The organism is Marinobacter sp., from assembly GCF_965229985.1.
Classification (GTDB): Bacteria; Pseudomonadota; Gammaproteobacteria; order Pseudomonadales; family Oleiphilaceae; genus Marinobacter.
Genome location: NZ_OZ245935.1, coordinates 1,997,059 through 2,017,934, shown reverse-complemented (window position 1 = coordinate 2,017,934; position 20,876 = coordinate 1,997,059). Strand labels below are relative to the sequence as shown.

Genomic DNA, 20,876 nt, shown 5'->3' with positions numbered 1-20,876 from the left:
GCGGTAGCCTCGCAAACCGCGGCTAATCGACCATACTCTGGTTAGACCGGATATCTGACTGATAATCTGAACAAAACATGGAACGAAAGGACCAAAAGTGGCTTCATTCCAATTGAAAGACCGGCTCCAGGCAGCTGAAAGCTGGATTCTGGCGAATCCCAACCCGCCCCAGAGCTGGCCCTGGACCTGGCTGTACAAGGTCGGGCGCACCGCCTATGCCATGGCCCGGGACGTCCTGAGTGGGCAGCTCACTCTCCATGCCATGAGCCTGGTTTACACCACGCTGCTGAGCATTGTGCCCCTGCTGGCTTTGAGCTTTTCGGTGCTCAAGGCTCTGGGTGTGCACCAGCGGATGGAGCCTTTCCTGTTCCAGTTCTTTGAACCGCTGGGGCCCCAGGGGATAGAGCTCGCCGAGCAGATCCTTGGATTCGTGGATAACATGAAAGTCGGAGTGCTTGGTTCAGTGGGCCTGGCGTTGCTGGTCTACACGGTGGTTTCCCTGCTGCAGAAAATCGAACGCTCCTTTAACATGATCTGGCGGGTGCCAGACATGCGCTCCATGGCGCAGCGCTTCAGCAATTACCTGAGCGTAATCATGGTGGGGCCGTTGCTGATGGTTTCGGCCATTGGCGTCAGCGCTACCATCTTTTCTTCAACCATTGTCCAGAAGCTCATCGAAATCGAACCGTTCGGTTCGGTGATTCTTGTTGCCAGCCGTTTCACCCCGTTTTTCCTGGTGGTTGGCGCGTTCACCTTCGTTTATGTGTTCATGCCCAATACCCGGGTCAAGTTGCGTTATGCGGCCATTGGCGGTCTCGTTGCCGGGGTTTCGTGGCAAGCCGGCGGTATGCTGTTTGCGTCTTTTGTAGCCGGTTCCGCCAAGTACGCGGCTATCTATTCCAGTTTCGCCATCGGCATCATCCTGCTGATCTGGATCTATCTGAACTGGATGATCCTTCTTTTGGGTGCCAGCCTGGCGTTCTATCTGCAGAATCCGGGATCAGTGGCCAAGCGGCGGCAAGTGCAATTGGCACCGGAACTCCAGGAAAACGTGGCGCTTGCGACCATGTGGCTGGTGGCCAAGCCGTTCGCCGAGGGGAAGCCGGCGCCTCAGCAGGAAGTGTTGGAGCACCAGCTGAGAGTGCCAGGCGAAGTAACCCGTGCCCTCAGTGACAAGTTGATCCGGGCGGGATTGCTTAGCCTGGCAGGAAGCCAGGGAGATCGACTTGTGCCAGGGCGGGCACTGGATCTCATTACCGTGGGCGAGGTGCTCAAGGTTGTTCGCTACGACGAGGATCGGATCGTTGACCGGCTGCCGAAGGTCATCCCCGCTGAATTGGTGGGCTCGCGAAAGGTGGAGGAGGCGCGTACATTCGCCGAGTTGTTGCGGGCTGATGGTGGTCAGGAAAAGACCAGATCGTTTGCCGAACCCGAGCCTGTGTCAGCTCCTGACAGTTGAGCGGCCCCCCTCCCGGAGCATCTTCTGAACCGCGTTGCGAACGTTGCTGATTTGCTCTGGAGTCAAACGTACCAGTTTCGGCAGCTCCTCTTCGGCAAGATTGCGCTGGTGGGCGTGCCTGAGTACTTCCCGGGTACCAATGACCATGCCATCGGTCAGGGGCGTGTGCTTTTGCCTTGGCGCGGGCCGTTCCGCCGCCAGAAGATAGGCATGATACTTGGGGGGAAGGTTCCATTCGTTCGCCAGTAACTGGCAGGTAGCCCACTGGTACCTCGCCAGGGCATGGCGGATAAGCGCAGGCTCCGGTTCGCCGGTGGCAGAAAGTGACCGGCAGATGCGTTGCAGTTCCCGACGAATGGTGATGTACGCAAGTGAAGGCAGCAAACCCACCATGAAGTGTGCACTGGTGTCCTCGCCCTGTGTTCTTGCAATCAATTCCGCTGATCGCGCGCAGGTCAGGCCCCAGCGCCAGGCGCGCTGCCCGAAAAGCGCCTCACGGCTGTTCCTTGCGGCCATCATGGGGCGCATTATTGCCGCGGAAATGACATTCCGGATGCCATCCACTCCAAGCACGAATACCGCCTGGTCTACCGATTCAATAGCATGGTCGCCGGTTCGGAAATAGGGGCTGTTGGCAATCTGCAGTAATTGATCGGTCAGCGACGGATCACCAAGAATGATTTCGGTCAGCTGATGGCGGTCGGTCGATTCATCGGACAGGGCCCGCATGAGCATGGGCAGGCTCATTGGTTGCCGTGGAAGTTCTTCCATCTTGTCGTTGGACAGGCGCTGATGGAGTTCTTCCAGCACCTCATCATAGGATGAAAGATCGGCCCGTAACGTTGAGGGTTCGGCGTCCAGCAGCCAACAGAACAAGTGCTCTTCCAGTTGTTGGGCCAGTTCCGGGCTTGTGTCCGGGGCGTCGGTGGCCGGTTTTTCCGGAGATGGGTTGAAAAGCCTCGCTTCCGGAGCGGGTGGTGCAGACTGTTTGGTTGCGAATAATCCTGAAATCCAGGAGAGAAAACCTGGCATCCGTTGCCTCCGGGTCGAACCTGTTCGAAGTAATGAACCTCCGTTTCTGAGAGTATAGATGTACGACGCATCCTTGCACAGGTTTTAAACCCGTGAATTACTGCGGGAATTTACAGGAACGATTCCCCGAACACGAAGACCAGTTGGCAGATGCCAGCGCCAAAGCCAAGGAAAGCGCCCACAAGAATCAGTTTGATCTCATCCTCCTGAAAACACGGCCGGAGAAGATCCTGGAATTCCTCGGAAGACAGGGCAATCATTCGCTCGACCATGATGGATTCTACGGCCTGGGCGCGATCCTTCTCGAACACCGGGTTGTTGAACGATGTCTGCGATATCTCGATGGCTTTTTCGCCAACCTTGTTTTTGAGGGTGGCAAAGCCGGTGGGCCCAAAGGCCATCTGGGTCAGCGCCTTGCCCATGCCGGCGGTCTCGTCCACCAGCGGTTTGATGTGCTTCTTGACCATGTTGCGGGCGCGGTCGCCTTTGGGGCCGTCCAGAATGGCGTTGATGATGTTGCCAACGGTGAGAATCTCGTGGGTCACGATGTGGCAGAACGACTCTGCCACGGCCGGCTGGCGTTTCAGGAACAGGCCCTGAATCCGGAAGGGACCGACTTTTTTGGCGTGCAGGGGCCGGAAAATTACATTCAGGGCAATCCAGTTGGTCGCCCAGCCCACCAGAAGACCGAAGAACGGCAGCACCCACCAGCTCGGGTAGACGTACCAGACCGCCATCTGGATCAGGCCGAACAAAAAGCCAAAATAGAGCCCCGAGTTGATGATGAACCGGAATTCCACCTCACCGCACTCGATAAAGATCCGGTTCAGCAGCTCCTTGTCGCTGGCCAGGCGCTCGATGACCATGCCCTTGATATCCAGCAGATCTTCAATGTTATCGGAGACATCTTCCACCAGATTGTCCACGAGCTGGGGCGTGGATTTGCGGACGCGATCGTAGACCATCTTCCGGGCCGAGGCCGGCAGGTTTTCCCAGAAGGTGGGGTATTCCTTGAGCATCATCTCGTCCACATACTCTTCGATGCGGGGTTCGACGGAGTGAACGATATGGGTGGCGAGGACTTTCGGATCGATCTGCTGGAAGATCTCCCGAACGGTGCCGATCTTTGAAATGGTGGCATCGACACTGATGGCTGCCATTTTTCGGGCCTTGGAGGGAATAATACCTTGCCAGCCAAGCAGCGGTGGTTTGCCGATGAATTCCAGAGGGTAGAAGGTCATCTTGATGGCAAGCCAGTTGGTGGTCCAGCCAATCAGGGCGGCAATGACCGGGATACTGAGGTATTGCCAGAATTCTTGGGTGCTTAGCAGGCTTGTCATCCCGTTACTCGCGTGTGATCGTTTTTTTGCTTTCGGAGTCGACAGGGATAATGTTGTTGGTACCCCTTTATGTCAATGACTTGCGTGCCGACATGAGACGGCGGCACGGTCGGGATGATCAGCTGCCGATGTCACCCCACAGCCATTGGCAAAGCGCCATGGCCGCAACCGGTGCAGTTTCCGTTCTCAGTACCCGGGGGCCGAGGGCCACCGGCAGGAAACCTTCTTTTTCCGCCTGGGCGATTTCCTCGGGGGAAAGTCCGCCCTCGGGGCCAATCATCAGGGCGACGCGTTCGGGGGGAATAATGGACTTCAGGGCATGCTTGGTACGGTGGTGAAGGACAAGACGCACCTTGCAGTCCCGGCTGTGTTCCAGCCACTGGGAAACGGTCATCACCGGCAGGATCTCGGGCACCCGGGCGCGACCGCATTGCTCGGCGGCGCTGATGGCGACGGATTGCCAGTGGCGCAGGCGCTTGTCTTCCCGGTCGCCCTTGAGTTTTACGTCGCACCGTTCTGTGCTCAGCGGCACGATGCGGGTAACGCCCATTTCCACCGCTTTCTGCACTGCGTAATCCATGCGGTCACCCTTGGAGAGGGTCTGGCCGAGGACGATTTCCAGGGGGGATTCGGTGGCGTTGGGCTGGGGAGTGCCCACCTGGACTTCCACATTCTTCTTGCTGGCGCTGGTGATGGTGGCGGGGTAGTCGTTGCCATCGCCGTTGAAAAGCAGCAGTTCCTGCCCCGGCTGCATGCGCAATACCCGGCCGACATGTTGCGCGGCGTTGTCATCAAGTTCTGCGGTGCCGCCCTCGGTGAGGGCGGAATCAGTGTAGATGCGGGGTATGCGCATGGGCTGGTCTCTCAGGTTCTGGGCGGTTGTCAGTCGCGAACCGCGATCTCAATGCCTTCCGTTGCAACCTGGGCCAGGTGGCGGATCTGCTCTTCAGTGATCACGTAAGGCGGCATGAAGTAAACCACATTACCCAGGGGGCGAAGCAAGGCCTGGCGGGTTAATGCATGCTGGTATACGCGAATGCCACGGCGTTCCTGCCAGGGGAAGGGCGTTTTCGAGGCTTTATCTTTTACCATTTCCACGGCCAGGGTCATACCGTGCTGGCGGATGTCCCCGACATTGGGATGGTCTGCCAGATGGGCGACAGACTCGGCCATGCATGTGGAGAGCCCGCGGTTGCTCTCAATCACATTGTCATCCCGGAAGATATCCAGGGTCGCCAGTGCCACGGCGCAGCCGATGGGGTTGCCGGTGTAGCTATGGCTGTGGAGAAACGCCTTGAGGGTTTCGTAGTCGTCGTAGAAGGCGTTGTAGACATCATCGGTAGTCAGCACGACTGACAGCGGCAGGTAGCCGGCGGTAAGCCCCTTGGACAGGCACATGAAATCCGGAGTGATGCCCGACTGTTCACAGGCAAACAGGGTACCGGTGCGACCAAAACCAACGGCGATCTCATCCGCAATCAGGTGCACGCCATAGCGGTCGCAGGCCTCCCGTAGTTTGGTGTGGTAGATGGGATGGTGCATCCGCATGCCGCCGGCGCACTGGATCAGCGGCTCCACCACCACGGCGCAGATTTCGTCGTGCTTCTCGGCCAGCAGCTTTTCCATGGCCTCAAACTGGCGCAATGCATAGGCCTCGTCGGTCTCACCCGGCTCCTTGTTGAAGGCGTCCGGGGAGGGCGCTGTCAGCACTTCCATCAGTAGCGGCTGATAGGTGTCCTTGTAAAGCGATACATCGCCGAGTGCGAGTGCGCCCAGGGTTTCACCGTGGTAGCTGTTGCTCAGGTTCACGAAGTTCTTCTTGCCCGGTTTGCCGTGATTCTTCCAGTAGTGGAAGCTCATCTTCAGGGCAGCTTCGATGGCCGAGGAGCCGTTGTCGGCGTAAAAAACCTTGTTCAGGCCGGGCGGTGTAACTTCAATAAGGCGCTCGGACAGATTGACCACCGGCTCGTGGGTAAACCCGGCCAGGATAACGTGTTCCAGCTCGCCAATCTGCTTCTGGATAGCCGCGTTGATTCTCGGATTGGCGTGGCCGAACAGATTGACCCACCAGGAACTGACGGCATCGATAAAGCGATTGCCTTCAAAGTCTTCCAGCCAGACACCCTCGCCCCGCTTGATAGGCACCAAAGGCACGGCGCCTTCGTGGTCTTTCATCTGGGTGCAGGGGTGCCACACGGACTTGAGGCCACGGGTGACGAGGTCAGCATTGCGCATGGTAATTCTCCGTCAGACGGTCTGATTCTGGGTTGTCGCTGTTAACCTGTGCGGATATTACAGTTAACAGCGGATATCGGCCACCCGGATTTCAGGTCGACCTGGCCCGGTATTGCCTGACGTTTCCTCGCTCTTGATTACATCACACTGTGAGATCGAAGGGTTTGGCTGGCAGAGTGCTTCAGTATAAACTGCCGGTTTACAGCCAAAGGGCCAGGATGGCCCGGAAAAACGCAAAGGACGCGACATGAGTAAAGCGATAGTTCTGCTCGGAGACCTTGGCTCCGATCACGAAGGTTTCCCGCCCACGCCGGTGATTGCCGGTTCCCCCGATGTGTTGATCGATGGCAAGCCCGTTGCCCGAGTAGGCGACCCGCTGGCCCTCCATTCCAAACCCAAACATCCGCCCCATCCGCGCACCATCACTGGTGGTTCTGCAACGGTCATGATCAATGGCAAACCGGCGGCGGTGACAGGCGGGGCGATTTCGTGTGGCGGTGTGACTATTGGGTCGGGGTCGGTGGTTATTGGTGATACTCACACGCCGGCGTCATTTTCGGGAGTATCCAGCGCCCCTGCGAAGTTAGGCAGGATTTTTGATGCTGCAGAATCCAAGAGTGGAGTTGAGGGTCTTTTGGATGCAGAAATGAAGACTGGGCCATCTCAATTGCGAGACGGTAGTCGTGCCGATGACGCCGATTTGAAGCATAGTCAAGATAAGATTCTTACTCGTCCTAACAAGCGAGAGAAAGCTGGAAATTCGCTGAGAATAGGCATCTTCTTCGATGGAACTGCCAACCACAAAGACAACGACAAACACCTGCCAGATAGGGATATTACCAATGTCGCGAAGTTGTTTGATCTCTACGAGTCTGGAGCAAATTCAGAGCGGATTTACATCCCCGGGCCAGGAACGATTGCCGGGCATATCGCGCCAGACGGCTTTGACGCTCGCGAAGACATAATTGGTTTGGCCTTGGGGGTAGGTCCCGAAGGGGGCCACAAACGGATTCAGACAGCGATCACTGCACTCAACGACATTCTGGACGAAAGTAAGCCTGATGTAGTTGTGTTGGATGTATTCGGGTTTAGCAGGGGAGCCGCGCTGGCCCGGCATTTCGTGAATCTCGTTAATGAGTGGCCCGCCTCAATAATTTTGCCAGAGATAAATGAGCCGAGCCTGTCAACGTCGGTAGTTAGCTTTCGTAAGTTAAATGCGTTTCCTCGCGATATCACTGCAAGAGTCGGATTTATAGGATTATTCGATACTGTAGGAAGCTTCTATCTTCCCGGAAATCAAAATAACCTGGATTTTAATGTCAATCTCAGGCCGGACAGTGCCGACAGGATTGTTCATCTGACCGCTCATCATGAGATCCGTAGAAACTTCCCCCTTTCGAGTATCCGGGAACCTGCTGGACTTCCATCCAATTTCTCAGAGATAGCATTGCCGGGTGTCCACTCGGATGTTGGTGGGGGTTATGAAAATCCGGTTGGAGGTATCCAGAATCACGAAATCTTCACTGTCAGAGTCTTTTCTGGTCACGGTATGAATTATCGGACAATCCAGAGTGCCCAGAAAAAAATTGAAGCGCTTAACCGAAATGATCACCGCAACATCCAGGCTCGCGTTGAGGGCACCGATGTAATCGCGGAGGAGAGGCGAGCAACTCGAAAGGAATTGGCGATTCATGCTCTTCACCTTATGTATGAGATGGCGGTATCAGAGGGCCTGCCCATGTCGCCTATGGATTTGTCAAACGCCAACCACAGAATCCCCGATGACCTTAAGAAAGCTATTGACGCTTGGCAGGAAGCTGGAGCCAACCTCTTTGCTGCTAGGAAGTATTTGGGGAAATACATGCATACCTCACATCGAGAGGATGTATTGCCTCACCTTGCTGAGAACTCTGGTAAGAGAAGGATCTTCTATAACAGGCCCTCGTTAGCCGTCCAACAACAAGAGGTCACTGCACGACCATGACAAAGCACGTTGCAAATTGTCTCGCCATCAGCCGCCAGATGGTGTTGTTGGTGTTGATCACTGGCCTTGTTGCCTGCTCTTCGGAGAGAAAAACCTATGAATACACCGTCATCGTCTCCGGGGGGCCATCCGGGTGGCCGGTCTGGGTTGAAGAGGTAACACTGAACGGCGACCGCAGAATACCCGGTGGAGCAATCAGTTACGGGTATGATCAAACGCCTCCAACTGGCGGCCGAATTGTTATAGACCCGGCACCAGTTCCGGAACTGGTCGAAGCCCGCTGGTTTTCGCACAGGGAGCAGAAATTTTACGAGGTCTCGCTACCCATGCCCGAGGAATTCAGTGAGACCGTTGCCGAGTGGTTCGAAGATTATCCGACGCCGAAGTATGGGCATTACTTTATCGTTGGCTTCTCAGGCAAAGGCCAGGCTCTGGCGTGGTGGCGAGCATCGTGTCGGGATTGCGCGGGTGACGAAGATTCAGGTTTTGCCGCCCCGGTAATCGACGAATCACGTGCTGAAGCTGCAAATGGTGACCCCTCCGGCTATCAAGCGCAGGTGCAGCATTACATTGACAAAGGGGTCATCCCTGCGCCCGCCAGGTAGGACGTTGAGCTGTCGTTACGCAAAAGAGAAATGCGTAGTGAAGGTGACTCCATGATGGGCACCAATATCACTTAGGTCATTGCTGATGATCGAGGCACTCACAGTTATTTCAGCGTTCTTGGGGATTGCCTCCATGATAGGCGGCTTACTGGGAATACTGTTTACAGTGACAGTAGCGTTTTCGAGGATACGCGTGGTAGAGGCCAAGATTGCCGCGCCCGGCGCCTACCTGGATATGACAAAAACTCTGTGGGGCGATGGCCCCTGGGGAAGGTGGATTCGTGCCATGAACGTCTGGTCCTTTTTCACCTACAGGAATCTCCCTGTGATCGGTAGCAAAGTTGCGTTGCGAATGGGTACAGAGGATAAGGCGACTCCCAGGAATTTAAAGCTGTGGGCGCTTATCCCTGTCAGCTTTACTTTTGTCTGCGCAATGATCTTTGCATTGTCGGCAATTTTTTTGGTGATTGTTGAGTGAAAAGTCGCCCGCTGTGAACAGCCCCTTTTTTCTCTTACAAAACCGAGCTATGGGGCGAGCAACCGTGAGTGATGAATGGCGAATCTTTGCAGCACATGTGGTGGCTGGAGGCATTCTGCTGAACCTGTTGTTCATCTTTGTGATCGTGACCACGGGGTTTCGTTATGCCAAAAAAATAGAACAACGAGTCGCGACGCATTCTGGCAGTCTTTCCAGTATCAGCCAGATCTGGTCAGAGGCGCTTGTCGGTCGTCTCGTCAGGTGCAGCCATGTCTTTGCGTTCCTTGTTTTCCGTAATTGTTCGTCTCGTTTCTGGCACAGGCGAGCATCGACGTTGGGCGACCCAGATGTTCCGCTGCCAAAGCTCTGGCAAGCGTGGTGTCTCGTTCCTGTTCTGTCAATGTATGGAACGCTCGCCGTTGTTCTGGTGGCAGGTGTATTAATGCAGTCTGAATGAAGCGCTCCCGCCGATGGCAAACTGCTGGGCTTGCCGGCATCTGCCGCAGCGCAAGTGTCTGAGATTTTGAAGTTCTTGAGAACGTACCAATAAATTAAAAACCAAAAAAGCAAGGAAGCTTAAATATGATCACAAAGACAATTCTCAACTTTACCGGCCTCTACGCCGCTCTCCAGCTCTGCATTATTACGATCGGTGAGGTATTCAACATCGATATGAATTCCGGCGTGCAAATCGGGGCGATGATCGGTGCCGCCTATGGCGCAATGGCCGCATCGGTTTCGGCGTTTGGTAGGGCGCCGACGCTCCGGGAGAACTGGATGATGTCCGTCTCTGTGAACATCAGTGCGCTGGTTGTCTCTTTCATTTCCCTCATCGCTCTGCTATTCGTTTCAGCCGACGCCCCTGCGATTGATGAAGTCATGATGGTTATCTCAGAGCTTCCACCGGGGATTCTGATGATCGGCTTTGCGGTTGCCGTTCTATTGCAGACCCTCGTGTGCTTGCTGATCTTTGGCAAGGTGGCGCGCCGGTATCTCACGAAGCTCAATCCGGCCTAACTTTTCGATACAGCAAGGTTGTCATATGACAACCTTGCTGTATATGATTTGCCCAAGGAATGGCACGAGTGCCCCGCAAGAGACATGCGAACAAAGATATAGAAGCGGCGCTGGCCTGTGCAGAACTGACTCGCTAACGGAGTTGAAGACCATGAATCGTGAATACGACTTCACGCTTAAATATTCAGTTCCACAAGACTTTGCACATGACCAGCTCGAGAGCTCATTGTTTCAAGCGGGATGCGACGACGCCATCATCGGCCTCGGCCAAAAAGGCCGGCTCGCTCTGAACTTTACACGCGAGGCCGAGTCAGCAGAACAAGCCATGCTGAGCGCGCTGCAGGATGTGCAACGGGCGGTTCCTGAGGCCCGCCTGGTGGAGGCCGGGCCGGATTTTGTGGGTATTTCCGACATGGCGAGCCTGCTGATGTTTTCCCGCCAGAACATGCGAAAGCTCATTCAAACCCATCTGGCCAGTTTTCCAATGCCGGTCCATGAGGGCGCGTCAGCAATCTGGCATCTGTGTGATGTCCTTGCCTGGTTCTCCGAAACACAGAAGCGAGCGATTCCGGCTGATCTAATGGACGTGGCCCGAGTAAGCATGGGCGTGAATATGGTGCGAGAAGCAGGGCGGATCGATCATCGATTGCAGGCGCAGTTAAGACAACAAAGCGCTATCGATTAATGGTATCCAACAACGCCAACATCTCCCGCTGCGGCCAGATCGCGCCTTTGACTCCCTTAACCGTGCAGGGCCTTTCCGCCAGCCACGCGCCGGTTCTGTAGGGTGCAAGATCGCTGATTGAGAGCCGGTTATACCAGATCTGATGCTCAAGATCCTGCCCCATCCGGTTCATGGTCGCCTGCACGGAACGGTCGCACTCCAAGTCGCAAACCAGTTCTGCGAGGGCGCTTTCGGCAGCGTCCATCTGTGCCTGATTCGCGCCGGACTTGAGCAGCGTGTTCATCAATGCATCCTGAAACCACCAGTCCAGCTCCGCGAAGTCCGGTTTTGTCAGGCAGGTTGCCAGCAACGGAAAGCGGGTGCTGTCGTGAACAAAAAACACGCAGTTGCGGCGCTGGATTGTGAGCAGGTTGGCGTGCCAGCCGCTAAGCGGGCTCTCAGGCTCGTCATTAGCGGCATGTGGGATCGGCAGTTTGCGTTTGAGACGAGCGGACGAATCCAGCGGCAGCTTCGTATCAAGTTTCTTTGTGCAGTGGATGCGGATCATGGTTTTCTGGCTATATATTCTATCGAAGTCTTGTTTAGGCCGACTTTGATTTGCGGTGAAATTATAAGTGTATGAAATTACAGTCAGTTATGTATCCTTGTGTGCCGCAATGCGATTACTGATCAAATAAACTTGCCGGTTTATCTGCGCTTCCACAAGAAGAGAATATGGGATACGGTTGGGTCGTTCTACCGTGACCGTCAGCAACAAGATGTACCGTGGTTACTACCGAGAAAAAGGGAATTTCACACCTGTGTCCAGTTTGCCTCCCAATGAAGTCGAGATCGTCGAGGTGTTGCGCCGCTCGGAACACGGCATGACTCTGCCGTTCATCTGCAGGGGCGACGATGGAGAGATTTATTTCGTCAAAGGCAGCGGGGCGGGCAGACAGAGTCAGATTAACGAATGGATCTCTGGCAACCTCGCTCTGGCCATGGGAATTCCCGTAGCTCCGTTCAGACTTGTCGATGTTCCCGACGAGTTAACCGATGTATTATCAGCGGAAGATGCGCTTGCGTTGGGTCGCGGCCCGGCTTTTGGATCCGTGGAGCAGAGGATAACGGAGTTGGCTTTCTCCCAGATTCATGATGTCCCATCGGAAATGCGTGGCTCTCTCCTCGTTTTCGATTGGTGGATATCGAACGTTGATCGTCAATTGACGAAAAACGGCGGAAACGCCAATCTGTTCTGGGATGCGGAAACTCAGCGCCTCGTGGTCATTGACCACAACCAGGCGTTCGACCCTGATTTCGATGCCGACCAATTTTTTCGGTATCACGCCTTCAAGGACAGCGTGCCAGATGTGTTCGATGACTTGATTGAGCGCCAGCACTATACTGAAAGGCTGGAACAGGCTTTGAGGGAGTGGGACGGCATTATCCAGGCCATTCCCGAGGAGTGGTTTTACATAGACTCTGAGATGACGATGAAACTGGACTTTGATCCGGATTCATTCCTGACACACTTGCAGCGTTTTCGTAGCGACAACTTTTGGAACCGGAAATGACCAGGACAGCGTGCCAATACGCCATCGTGCGGTTTATGCCTTATATCGAGACGGGCGAGTTCGCCAACGTCGGTATTTTGCTGTGGGCACCGAAAACCCGCTACCTGGGCTTTAAACTGCTTCGGAAAAAGCATGCCCGTATCACCCAGTTCTTTGAGGAGCTGGACCGGGGACTGTACCTCAAAACCATGGCGAATCTGGATGCTGAGCTGCGCAGAGTACAGGGCATGCTCAAAGACCAGGTCGGCGAGTTTGGTGACAACGACCGGGATTATGGATTTCACAAAGGTCTGTTTCAGGAACTGATCCGACCCCGTGAAACCATCGTTCGTTTCAGCGAGCAGCGGGCAGTGCTGGCGGAGAATCCAGAGCAAACACTGGCTGAGCTCTACGAATATTACGTTGGCCGGAACTTCGTCACCAGGGAATATCAGGAGACCATTCTCGAGAAGGGCATCAAGCAACTCCTGGAACAGCGGGATCTGGCAAAGCGTTTTACCAAGCGTCGGATCGAAGATCAGCTATACGGAGTCACCTTCCCCTTCGTTGAGCAAAAGGACAACGAGGCCATTCGGGTAATCAAGCCCCTGTTCCTGGGGCAGACCGATTCCACGGCCATTATCGAACATGGTGGCAAGTGGAAGCTGAAAGTGGATCAGCTCCGCAAGCGGCATCTGCTGAAAGGCCCCGTGTTATTTCCGGTTAAAGGCCCGGAGCCTGGACAGGTTAATGACCTTCGTGTAGAGGCTTTCGAGGAAACCCTTGCCAACCTGGAGGGCGACGGTATCGAGATAACTCTGCACACTGAAAAAGACAGGATTCTCGAGTTTGCCGGAATGCACGCCCATTAGCGATCTCGGGCTCGTCGGCGGGTATGATTGCGCCTGCCGATTGCCCTCCCGAGGAGCTTGTAATTAATCCTTACAGGTTGCACCCCGAGCGGGTTGCAATTATCGGTACTGCAGGCGATCAGTATGCAGACAGGCTAGGTTACTTCCTCCACTCGCTCTCCCTCCTCCGGAACTTGCAGTTCGCCGGCGGGCATTCAGGAAAAAGCCTCCGCAAGCGGAGGCTTTCAAAGCTGGGTTTGGCTCAGTGCGCCAACACCCGCGAAAGAAACGCCTGGGTGCGCTCGTTCTGAGGGTTGTCGAACACATCGTCCGGTTTACCCTGTTCCACAATCTGGCCCTCGTGGATGTAGATCACGCGGTCGGCCACTTCCCGGGCGAAGCCCATCTCGTGGGTGACGACCATCATGGTCATGCCTTCCTTGGCCAGTTCCCGCATAACGTCCAGCACTTCACCGATCATTTCCGGGTCCAGGGCTGAGGTTGGCTCGTCGAACAGCATCAGGCGCGGTTCCATGGCCAGCGCCCGGGCGATCGCGACCCGCTGTTGCTGGCCGCCGGACAGTTGGCTGGGGTACTTGTCGGCCTGGTTGCCGATGCCTACCCGGTTCAGCAAACGCTCTGCGGTGGCGTTGGCAACGGTTTCCGGAGCATCCTTGACCTTCTTGGGCGCCAGCATGATGTTCCTCTTCACGGTGAGGTGAGGGAACAGGTTGAACTGCTGGAATACCATCCCGACTTCCTTGCGGATTTCAGCCAGAGCTTTCGGGTTGCCGCTCTTGGGCGCGAGCTGCTGGCCGTCCACTTCCAGTGTTCCGGATTCATATTCTTCAAGGCCGTTCACACAGCGAATCAGGGTGGATTTGCCGGAGCCGCTGGCGCCGATAATAACCACCACTTCGCCCTGTTCAACGGTAAGATCAATATCTTTAAGGACATGCAGTTTCCCGAAGTACTTGTTCATGCCCTTCATTTTTACAATCTGAGTCATGGGTAACGTTCCTTCAGACAGAAGCCAGTCCGCGCCGCTCAACGAAGCGGAGAATGATGGACAGGGACAGGGTGATGGCCAGGTAGAGGATCGCCACCACAAAGTACACCTCAAATGCCGTAAAGGTGTTGGCGATGTAAATCTGACCTTGACGGACCAGTTCACCCACGCCGATCACTGAGAACAGAGAGGTGTCCTTGATGCTGACAATGGCCTGGTTGCCCAGTGGCGGAATCATGCGGCGGAACGCCTGTGGCCAGACCACAGACCAGAACGTCTGGGTGCGGGAAAGGCCAAGGGATAGCCCGGCTTCGGTCTGGCCCTTGTCGATGGACTGCACGCCACCTCGGACCACCTCGGATATATAGGCGCCGGAGTTCAGGGCGATGGCCGCGATGCCGGCCGTCAAGGGATCAATGGGACCGCCAATCAGGTCGGGCAGGCCGTAGAAGATAAAGAGGACCTGAACCAGGATCGGAGTGCCACGAAAGATTTCGATGTAGGCGGTTGCCGGCCACCGCAGGAACCACTTCTTGTTGATGCTCAGCAGGCCAAAGAAAATGCCCAGAGCAAAACCGATCAGAAGACCGCCGAAGGAAATCAGCAGGGTGTAGGGGATCCCTTTTATCAGAAAAGGGATAGAGTCGATGGCTGCCTGCCAGTCGAACTGAAACTGGAATTCCACAGTGAAAGTCTCCGCAGAGTTTTGGAGTCACGAATTGCCGGGGCAATGGTGCCCCGGCACAGGGAATCAGACCACTGGGGTCCGGGAGCCCTTACATGCCCTCGGGCATTGGGCCAAACCACTTCTCGTAGATGGTTTTGTAGGTACCATCTTCCTTCATTGCGGCGAGGGCGTCGTTAACGTCATCAACCCACTCACTGCCATTTTTCAGGGCGATGCCGTATTGCTGGCCTTCATACAGCGGGCCAACGGTTTTTACCTTGCCTTCACCCTTGGTGCGGGCAAAGTAGCCCACGTTCGGGGCATCGTAGAAAACAGCATCGATGGAGCGTGACATCAGCGCCATGTACATATCGGAGCTGCCCGGGTAGGGGGTTACGCCGTCATCGGCTTCCAGGTTCTTGACCAGGTAATCGTAACTGGTGCTGCCGATCTTGGTGCCGATTTTCTTGCCTTCGAGGTCGTCGAATTCGCTGACATCGCCGTTACTCTCGCGAACCAGAATACGGAGACCCGAATCGTAGTACGGGTCTGAGAAATCGACGATCTCTTCACGCTCTTCGGTAATGGTGATGCCGGCAATGGCAATGTCTACATTACCGGTTTGCAGGGCCGGTATGATGCCGTTGAAATCCATGGTATTGAGGTCAATCTCGAAACCGGCACGGTCGGCCACCTCGCGGATGATTTCCATGTCGAAACCGATCATCTCACCGGTCTCCTGGTCCATCATTTCAAACGGAACGAAACTGGGGTCAGTGACGACGCGCAGGGTTTCTGCGCTGACGGTTCCTGCGGCAACGGTCAGTGCCAGACTGGCGCTTACGGTCTTCAGCCACTTCGTGCTCATACATTCTCCTTTTCTTTCTTATGAGGCTCCATTTGCCCGGTAAGGCAAGCCGGACCAATCACTGCTGTTGACTGCGATCTCCGGGGAGCGTTGATGGAACTGCATCACATACACTTTAGACTATTACGCAGATGAGCACAGGAAATCAAATGCTTGGCGGGGAGGCGGCGGCCGGGAGGGCTGTTGGATTACGGTCCTGCGGACCTAATCCAACCTACGGATTGAGGCACCGGCAGATTGGTATGGTAGGTCGGATTAGGCCCAAAGGGCCGTAATCCGACACCAGCAAATTACATCAGAAAGCAATCTTCTCCCGCTCGCTGATGCCCAGGTTCTTCCAGATGCTGATACTGGGCTCCACCTGGTTCAGGGTATAGAAATGCAAGCCCGGCGCGCCGGCCTTCAACAGCTTCTCGCACATCTCGGTGACCACTTCCTCACCGAACTTGCGGATGGAATCGCTGTCGTCGCCGTAGGCTTCGAGCTGTTTGCGAATCCAGCGGGGAATTTCCGCGCCGCACATGTCCGAGAAACGAACCAGGTTGGAGAAATTGACGATGGGCATGATGCCCGGTACCACCGGAATGGTAACGCCCATTTTCTCCAGCCGGTCGATGAAGTAGAAGTAGCTGTCCGCATTGAAGAAGTACTGGGTAATGGCGCTGTTGGCGCCAGCCTGAACTTTTCGGGCAAAGTTCTTCAGATCTTCTTCGGCATTGCGGGCCTGAGGATGAAACTCAGGGTACGCCGCCACTTCCAGGTTGAAGGTGTCGCCGCTGTGCTCGCGGATAAATTCCACCAGCTCGTTGGCGTAGCGCAGCTCACCGGCGGCACCCATCCCGGAAGGCATGTCGCCCCGCAGGGCGACAATCCGGTTGATTCCGTGCTCTCTGTACAGATCCAGCAGCTCCCCGATTTCCTGGCGGGTGCCCCCGACGCAGGAAAGATGAGGTGCCGTGGAAATGCCCTGGCTATGCAGGTTGAGCACGGTCTCGATGGTGCGGTCCCGGGTGGAACCACCGGCGCCGAAGGTGACGGAGAAAAAGTCCGGGTTCACCTCGGCCAGCTGGTTGCGCACGTTCTGCAGCTTTTCCTTGCCCTGGTCGGTCTTGGGCGGGAAAAACTCAAAGCTGAAACGGCGCTTGAACTGTTTCTGGGATTGCATCTGTTTACCCGATCAGTACTTGTAGCTTTCTGGCTTGTACGGGCCTTCGACCGGTACACCGATGTATTTCGCCTGCTCCGGCGTCATCTTGGTGATCACGCCACCAAAGCCTTCCACCATGGCGCGGGCCACTTCTTCGTCCAGGTGCTTGGGCAGAACCTGAACGTAAACGCCTTTCTCACGGGCATCTTCCGGCAGGTCGGCGAACTTGCGCTCGAACAGGTACATCTGGGCCAGAACCTGGTTGGCAAAGGAACCATCCATGATCCGTGACGGGTGACCGGTGGCGTTGCCCAGGTTCACCAGGCGGCCTTCGGAAAGCAGGATCAGGTGATCGTTGGTGGCCTTGTCGCGGTAAACCACGTGCACCTGCGGCTTCACCTCGTCCCATTCCCAGTTCTTGCGCATGTAGGCGGTATCGATCTCGTTGTCGAAGTGGCCGATGTTGCACACCACGGCACCGCTCTTCAGCGCCTTGAGCATGTGCGCGTCGCACACGTTCATGTTGCCGGTGGTGGTGACCAGCAGATCGGTGTTCTGGAGAAGATCGCGGTTCACGGCAGCCTCGGTACCGGTGTTCACGCCATCAATGTAGGGAGAGACAACCTCGAAGCCGTCCATGCAAGCCTGCATCGCACAGATCGGATCGGCCTCGGTCACTTTTACAATCATGCCTTCCTGACGCAGTGAGGCGGCAGAGCCCTTGCCCACGTCGCCGTAACCAATCACCAGCGCTTTCTTGCCGGAAAGCAGGTGGTCGGTAGCGCGCTTGATAGCGTCGTTCAGGCTGTGGCGACAACCGTACTTGTTGTCGTTCTTGGACTTGGTGACTGCGTCGTTTACGTTGATCGCCGGAACCTTCAGGGTGCCTTCGCGCAACATTTCCTGCAGGCGGTGCACACCCGTGGTTGTCTCTTCGGTCACACCGTGGCAGTTAGCCAGAATTTCCGGATATTTTTCATGGAGCAGGGCGGTCAGGTCGCCGCCGTCATCCAGGATCATGTTTGGTTCCCAGCCATCCACGTCGGCACCGACGGTGCGGTCGAGGCACCAGTCGTACTCCTCGTCGGTTTCGCCTTTCCAGGCAAACACGGGAATGCCTTGCGCCGCGATGGCAGCAGCGGCCTGGTCCTGGGTAGAGAAGATGTTGCACGATGACCAGCGTACATTGGCGCCAAGCTCAATCAGGGTCTCGATCAGCACGGCAGTCTGGATGGTCATGTGGATACAGCCCATGATGTTGGCGCCTTTCAGCGGCTGCTCGGCTTTGTACTTCTCGCGGAGCTTTATCAGGGCAGGCATTTCGCCTTCAGCGATGTTGATTTCCTTCCGACCCCAGCCGGCCAGGGAAATATCGCGAACTTTGTAGTCGTCAAAGCTGTTCAGCTTTTCTGCGGGAGTGCTCATGGTGTTCTCCTGTCAGTTCAATCAGTTTGGCTTGGGCGTATGCCTGATGACATACGCCCGAAATCGGTTTAGATACCAGCAGCATCCTTCAGGGCCGCGGCGCGATCGGTCTTCTCCCACGGGAAGGCGGTAAAGGTCTTGCCGCCGACCGTCATTTCATAGGGATCGCGGCCGAAGTGTCCGTAGGCTGCGGTCGCCCGGTACATCGGGTGTAGCAGATCGAGCATGTTGGTAATTGCGTAGGGCCGCAGGTCGAAGTTGTCGCGCACCAGTTCAATGATCTTGTCGTCGCTGATCTTGCCGGTACCGAAAGTGTTCAGGGAGATCGACGTCGGCTGCGCCACACCAATGGCGTAGGACACCTGGATCTCACACTTGTCAGCCAGTCCGGCGGCGACGATGTTCTTGGCAACGTAGCGGCCTGCGTAGGCGGCGGAGCGGTCAACTTTGGACGGATCCTTTCCGGAGAAAGCACCGCCACCGTGGCGTGCCATGCCGCCGTATGTGTCTACGATGATCTTGCGGCCCGTCAGGCCACAGTCGCCAACGGGGCCACCGATTACGAACTTGCCGGTCGGGTTGATGTGGAACTGGGTGTCCTTGTGCAGCAGTTCAGCTGGCAGCGCGTGCTTGACGATCAGTTCCATCACCGCTTCTTTAAGGTCTTCCTGGGTCACGTCTTCATCGTGCTGTGTGGAAAGAACCACCGCATCAATACCGGCAACCCGGCCGTTTTCATAGCGGCAGGTAACCTGACTCTTGGCGTCCGGGCGCAGCCACGGCAGCAGGCCGCTCTTGCGGGCCTCGGCCTGGCGCTGAACCAGACGGTGGGAGAAGGTGATCGGCGCCGGCATCAGTACATCGGTTTCGTTGCTGGCATAGCCGAACATCAGGCCCTGGTCGCCGGCGCCCTGGTCTTCCGGCTTCTGGCGGTCGACGCCCTGGGCAATATCGACGGACTGCTTGCCGATGATGTTGATGATGCCGCAGGTGTCGCCGTCGTAACCCACTTTTGAGGAGGTGTAGCCGATGTCCTTGATCACGCCGCGCACCAGGTCTTCCAGATCGACCCAGGCACTGGTGGTGATCTCACCGCCAACGATGGCGACACCGGTTTTTACCATGGTTTCGCAGGCAACGCGGGCATGCGGATCGTCGGTCAGGATGGCATCCAGCACGGCATCAGAGATCTGGTCTGCCAGTTTGTCCGGATGGCCTTCAGAGACCGATTCGGAAGTGAAGATGTTGTAGTCAGCCATAACACATGCTCCTCTGTGAGCGATTCAAATTCAGTCCGGTAAGCGACTTTCTTAAAGCGCTTTCCGGTATCCGGTTTGGTGATCTGTGTAAGGATACGTAAAACTACGTATCCGTATATCAAAATTTGTTGATATTGCGATTCAGGTCGTCAAATCTGGCCGCCGTGTTTCCAGAATTCCCGAACCTGAATCTGAAAACCGTTGCGCAAGCCGATAAACAGCTGTTCTCCGGCAACCAGGCCGGCGTCCGCTGCCCAGGTGGTGAGCTCTTCCGGTTCAAAACCCAGCCAGAGATCACCGCAGTTTGCTTTTGCCCAGTCCTGGTCGTGACTGCACAGGTCGCTGATGACGAAGCAGCCGCCGTTATTCATCAGCGCCGCGGAATCCAGGAAGATGTCGGCGGGGCTGGGTACGTGGTGCAGCACCATGTTGGCAACCACCAGGTCAAAAGCATCGCCCCTGGCCAGCAGGGTGTCGGTAACGCCCTCAATCAGGTCGATGTTGTTCAGCCGTTCATCAATGCAGGTACGGGTTGCTTTTGCCAGCATGTCACGGCTGTTATCCAGGGCGACCACATGCCCGCAAAGCTCGGCCAGCACTGGCAGGAAGGCGCCCTCGCCGGGGCCGATTTCCAGCGCCGCCTGCCACTGGTGTTTGCGGGACCGCTTCCGGATCATTTCCGCCACCGGCTCTGCATAAAGATCAAAGGCGGCAATGAGCTCCTGTTGCTCCCGGAACTGCTCCGCGTGGCGAGCAAAGAAGGCTTGGGACTGATCCGCACGCTGGTTGCGGATGGCTTCAATTCGTTCCTGGAGATGCGGCGGCAGTGGCACCCGGTCTACCGCTTCGAATATCTGGCGTATCGTCTGGTCCGTCGGCTTGTCGCTGTCCAGGTGCAACGGGCGGCGATAGAAAATCGCGTTGCCCTCGCGCTGGGGCTCCAGCAGGCCGGCCTTGTTCATCACTTTCAGGTGGTGGCTCATACCTGACTGGCGCATATCAAACAGCTGGCTGAGCTCCAGAACCCCGAAGGTATCCCTTCTCAACACACGCAAAATCTCCAGACGCAAGGGATCCCCGCTTGCTTTGAAGATCGGGGCCAGTGCGTCCACGGAGGACAGGTTGTCGGCATGCGTGGTCATGGATGTCATGGGAACGAAGTGTAGGGTGCTTCGGGTGGTCAATCAATAGGCATATCAAAAAATTTTGATATAGATTTATCGTTCTTTGAAATCAGGCCCTTTCGGAAATCCGCAGGCAAACAATCGTGAAACAGGCGCATG

Annotated in this window: 21 protein-coding genes; 9 read left to right on the top strand and 12 right to left on the bottom strand. The window is 56.0% G+C overall.

Annotated features, from left to right (window positions below):
• Positions 1–97: 97 nt before the first annotated feature.
• A complete protein-coding gene (locus ACO06L_RS09290; RefSeq protein ID WP_064227652.1) occupies positions 98–1,459 on the top strand; it encodes a YihY/virulence factor BrkB family protein in 1,362 nt (453 codons plus the stop codon).
• Here ACO06L_RS09290 and ACO06L_RS09285 read toward each other — a convergent pair.
• The 4 genes from ACO06L_RS09285 to ACO06L_RS09270 all read right to left on the bottom strand — a co-directional run bounded on the left by ACO06L_RS09285 (position 1,442) and on the right by ACO06L_RS09270 (position 6,066).
• Positions 1,442–2,491 (bottom strand): HDOD domain-containing protein, encoded by a 1,050-nt coding sequence (locus tag ACO06L_RS09285; protein ID WP_064227653.1) that lies wholly within the window; start codon positions 2,489–2,491, stop codon positions 1,442–1,444. The genes ACO06L_RS09290 and ACO06L_RS09285 overlap by 18 nt on opposite strands.
• Positions 2,492–2,601: 110 nt before the next feature.
• Positions 2,602–3,831, bottom strand: coding sequence for a DUF445 domain-containing protein (locus ACO06L_RS09280; protein WP_064227654.1), 1,230 nt, complete (start codon positions 3,829–3,831; stop codon positions 2,602–2,604).
• Between the two features lie 118 nt (positions 3,832–3,949).
• Complete coding sequence (locus ACO06L_RS09275; RefSeq protein ID WP_064227655.1) at positions 3,950–4,684, bottom strand: 16S rRNA (uracil(1498)-N(3))-methyltransferase; 735 nt, start codon at positions 4,682–4,684, stop codon at positions 3,950–3,952.
• Between the two features lie 29 nt (positions 4,685–4,713).
• Positions 4,714–6,066: an adenosylmethionine--8-amino-7-oxononanoate transaminase gene (locus ACO06L_RS09270; RefSeq protein WP_064227656.1), complete on the bottom strand. Its 1,353-nt coding sequence runs from the start codon at positions 6,064–6,066 to the stop codon at positions 4,714–4,716.
• Positions 6,067–6,313: 247 nt separating this feature from the next.
• On the opposite strand from ACO06L_RS09270, the gene ACO06L_RS09265 reads away from it, so the two are divergent.
• The 6 genes from ACO06L_RS09265 (at position 6,314) to ACO06L_RS09240 (ending at position 10,835) form a co-directional block, all read left to right on the top strand.
• Entirely contained in the window at positions 6,314–8,050 is a 1,737-nt protein-coding gene (locus ACO06L_RS09265) for a type VI secretion system PAAR protein (protein ID WP_202347841.1), read from the top strand.
• Positions 8,047–8,655 (top strand): DUF2931 family protein, encoded by a 609-nt coding sequence (locus ACO06L_RS09260; protein WP_064227660.1) that lies wholly within the window; start codon positions 8,047–8,049, stop codon positions 8,653–8,655. Before ACO06L_RS09265 ends, ACO06L_RS09260 begins: the two co-directional genes overlap by 4 nt.
• 85 nt (positions 8,656–8,740) lie before the next feature.
• Complete coding sequence (locus ACO06L_RS09255) at positions 8,741–9,133, top strand: hypothetical protein (protein WP_202347840.1); 393 nt, start codon at positions 8,741–8,743, stop codon at positions 9,131–9,133.
• A 64-nt stretch (positions 9,134–9,197) separates the two neighbouring features.
• Positions 9,198–9,590 carry a hypothetical protein gene (locus ACO06L_RS09250; RefSeq protein ID WP_139216037.1) on the top strand — a complete coding sequence of 131 codons (393 nt, stop codon included), beginning with the start codon at positions 9,198–9,200 and terminating at the stop codon, positions 9,588–9,590.
• A 125-nt stretch (positions 9,591–9,715) separates the two neighbouring features.
• A complete protein-coding gene (locus tag ACO06L_RS09245; RefSeq protein ID WP_202347839.1) occupies positions 9,716–10,150 on the top strand; it encodes an ABZJ_00895 family protein in 435 nt (144 codons plus the stop codon).
• 151 nt (positions 10,151–10,301) lie between these two features.
• Positions 10,302–10,835, top strand: coding sequence for a DNA-binding protein (locus ACO06L_RS09240; RefSeq protein WP_092031998.1), 534 nt, complete (start codon positions 10,302–10,304; stop codon positions 10,833–10,835).
• Here the strand turns inward: ACO06L_RS09240 and ACO06L_RS09235 are convergent.
• Complete coding sequence (locus ACO06L_RS09235; protein WP_053112933.1) at positions 10,825–11,382, bottom strand: DUF6933 domain-containing protein; 558 nt, start codon at positions 11,380–11,382, stop codon at positions 10,825–10,827. The genes ACO06L_RS09240 and ACO06L_RS09235 overlap by 11 nt on opposite strands.
• 193 nt (positions 11,383–11,575) lie before the next feature.
• Between ACO06L_RS09235 and ACO06L_RS09230 the strand changes: the two genes are divergently transcribed.
• Complete coding sequence (locus tag ACO06L_RS09230) at positions 11,576–12,388, top strand: HipA domain-containing protein (protein ID WP_227507821.1); 813 nt, start codon at positions 11,576–11,578, stop codon at positions 12,386–12,388.
• Positions 12,385–13,239: a DUF3037 domain-containing protein gene (locus ACO06L_RS09225; protein WP_075267582.1), complete on the top strand. Its 855-nt coding sequence runs from the start codon at positions 12,385–12,387 to the stop codon at positions 13,237–13,239. The genes ACO06L_RS09230 and ACO06L_RS09225 overlap by 4 nt, the downstream gene beginning before the upstream one ends.
• A 241-nt stretch (positions 13,240–13,480) precedes the next feature.
• On the opposite strand, the gene ACO06L_RS09220 is transcribed toward ACO06L_RS09225, so the two are convergent.
• From ACO06L_RS09220 to ACO06L_RS09190, 7 genes are all read right to left on the bottom strand, one after another.
• Positions 13,481–14,227 (bottom strand): amino acid ABC transporter ATP-binding protein, encoded by a 747-nt coding sequence (locus tag ACO06L_RS09220; RefSeq protein ID WP_053112931.1) that lies wholly within the window; start codon positions 14,225–14,227, stop codon positions 13,481–13,483.
• 13 nt (positions 14,228–14,240) lie between these two features.
• Positions 14,241–14,912: an amino acid ABC transporter permease gene (locus ACO06L_RS09215; RefSeq protein WP_014578168.1), complete on the bottom strand. Its 672-nt coding sequence runs from the start codon at positions 14,910–14,912 to the stop codon at positions 14,241–14,243.
• Between the two features lie 91 nt (positions 14,913–15,003).
• Positions 15,004–15,762, bottom strand: coding sequence for a transporter substrate-binding domain-containing protein (locus tag ACO06L_RS09210; RefSeq protein WP_053112929.1), 759 nt, complete (start codon positions 15,760–15,762; stop codon positions 15,004–15,006).
• A 295-nt stretch (positions 15,763–16,057) separates the two neighbouring features.
• Positions 16,058–16,927 (bottom strand): methylenetetrahydrofolate reductase [NAD(P)H], encoded by an 870-nt coding sequence (gene metF / locus ACO06L_RS09205; RefSeq protein WP_053112927.1) that lies wholly within the window; start codon positions 16,925–16,927, stop codon positions 16,058–16,060.
• A 12-nt stretch (positions 16,928–16,939) separates the two neighbouring features.
• Positions 16,940–18,334 (bottom strand): adenosylhomocysteinase, encoded by a 1,395-nt coding sequence (ahcY, locus tag ACO06L_RS09200; RefSeq protein WP_064227663.1) that lies wholly within the window; start codon positions 18,332–18,334, stop codon positions 16,940–16,942.
• A gap of 68 nt (positions 18,335–18,402) precedes the next feature.
• Positions 18,403–19,593 (bottom strand): methionine adenosyltransferase, encoded by a 1,191-nt coding sequence (gene metK, locus ACO06L_RS09195; protein WP_053112926.1) that lies wholly within the window; start codon positions 19,591–19,593, stop codon positions 18,403–18,405.
• 149 nt (positions 19,594–19,742) lie between these two features.
• Positions 19,743–20,744, bottom strand: a complete 1,002-nt coding sequence (locus tag ACO06L_RS09190) for an ArsR/SmtB family transcription factor (RefSeq protein WP_064227664.1) — start codon at positions 20,742–20,744, stop codon at positions 19,743–19,745.
• Positions 20,745–20,876: the final 132 nt, after the last annotated feature.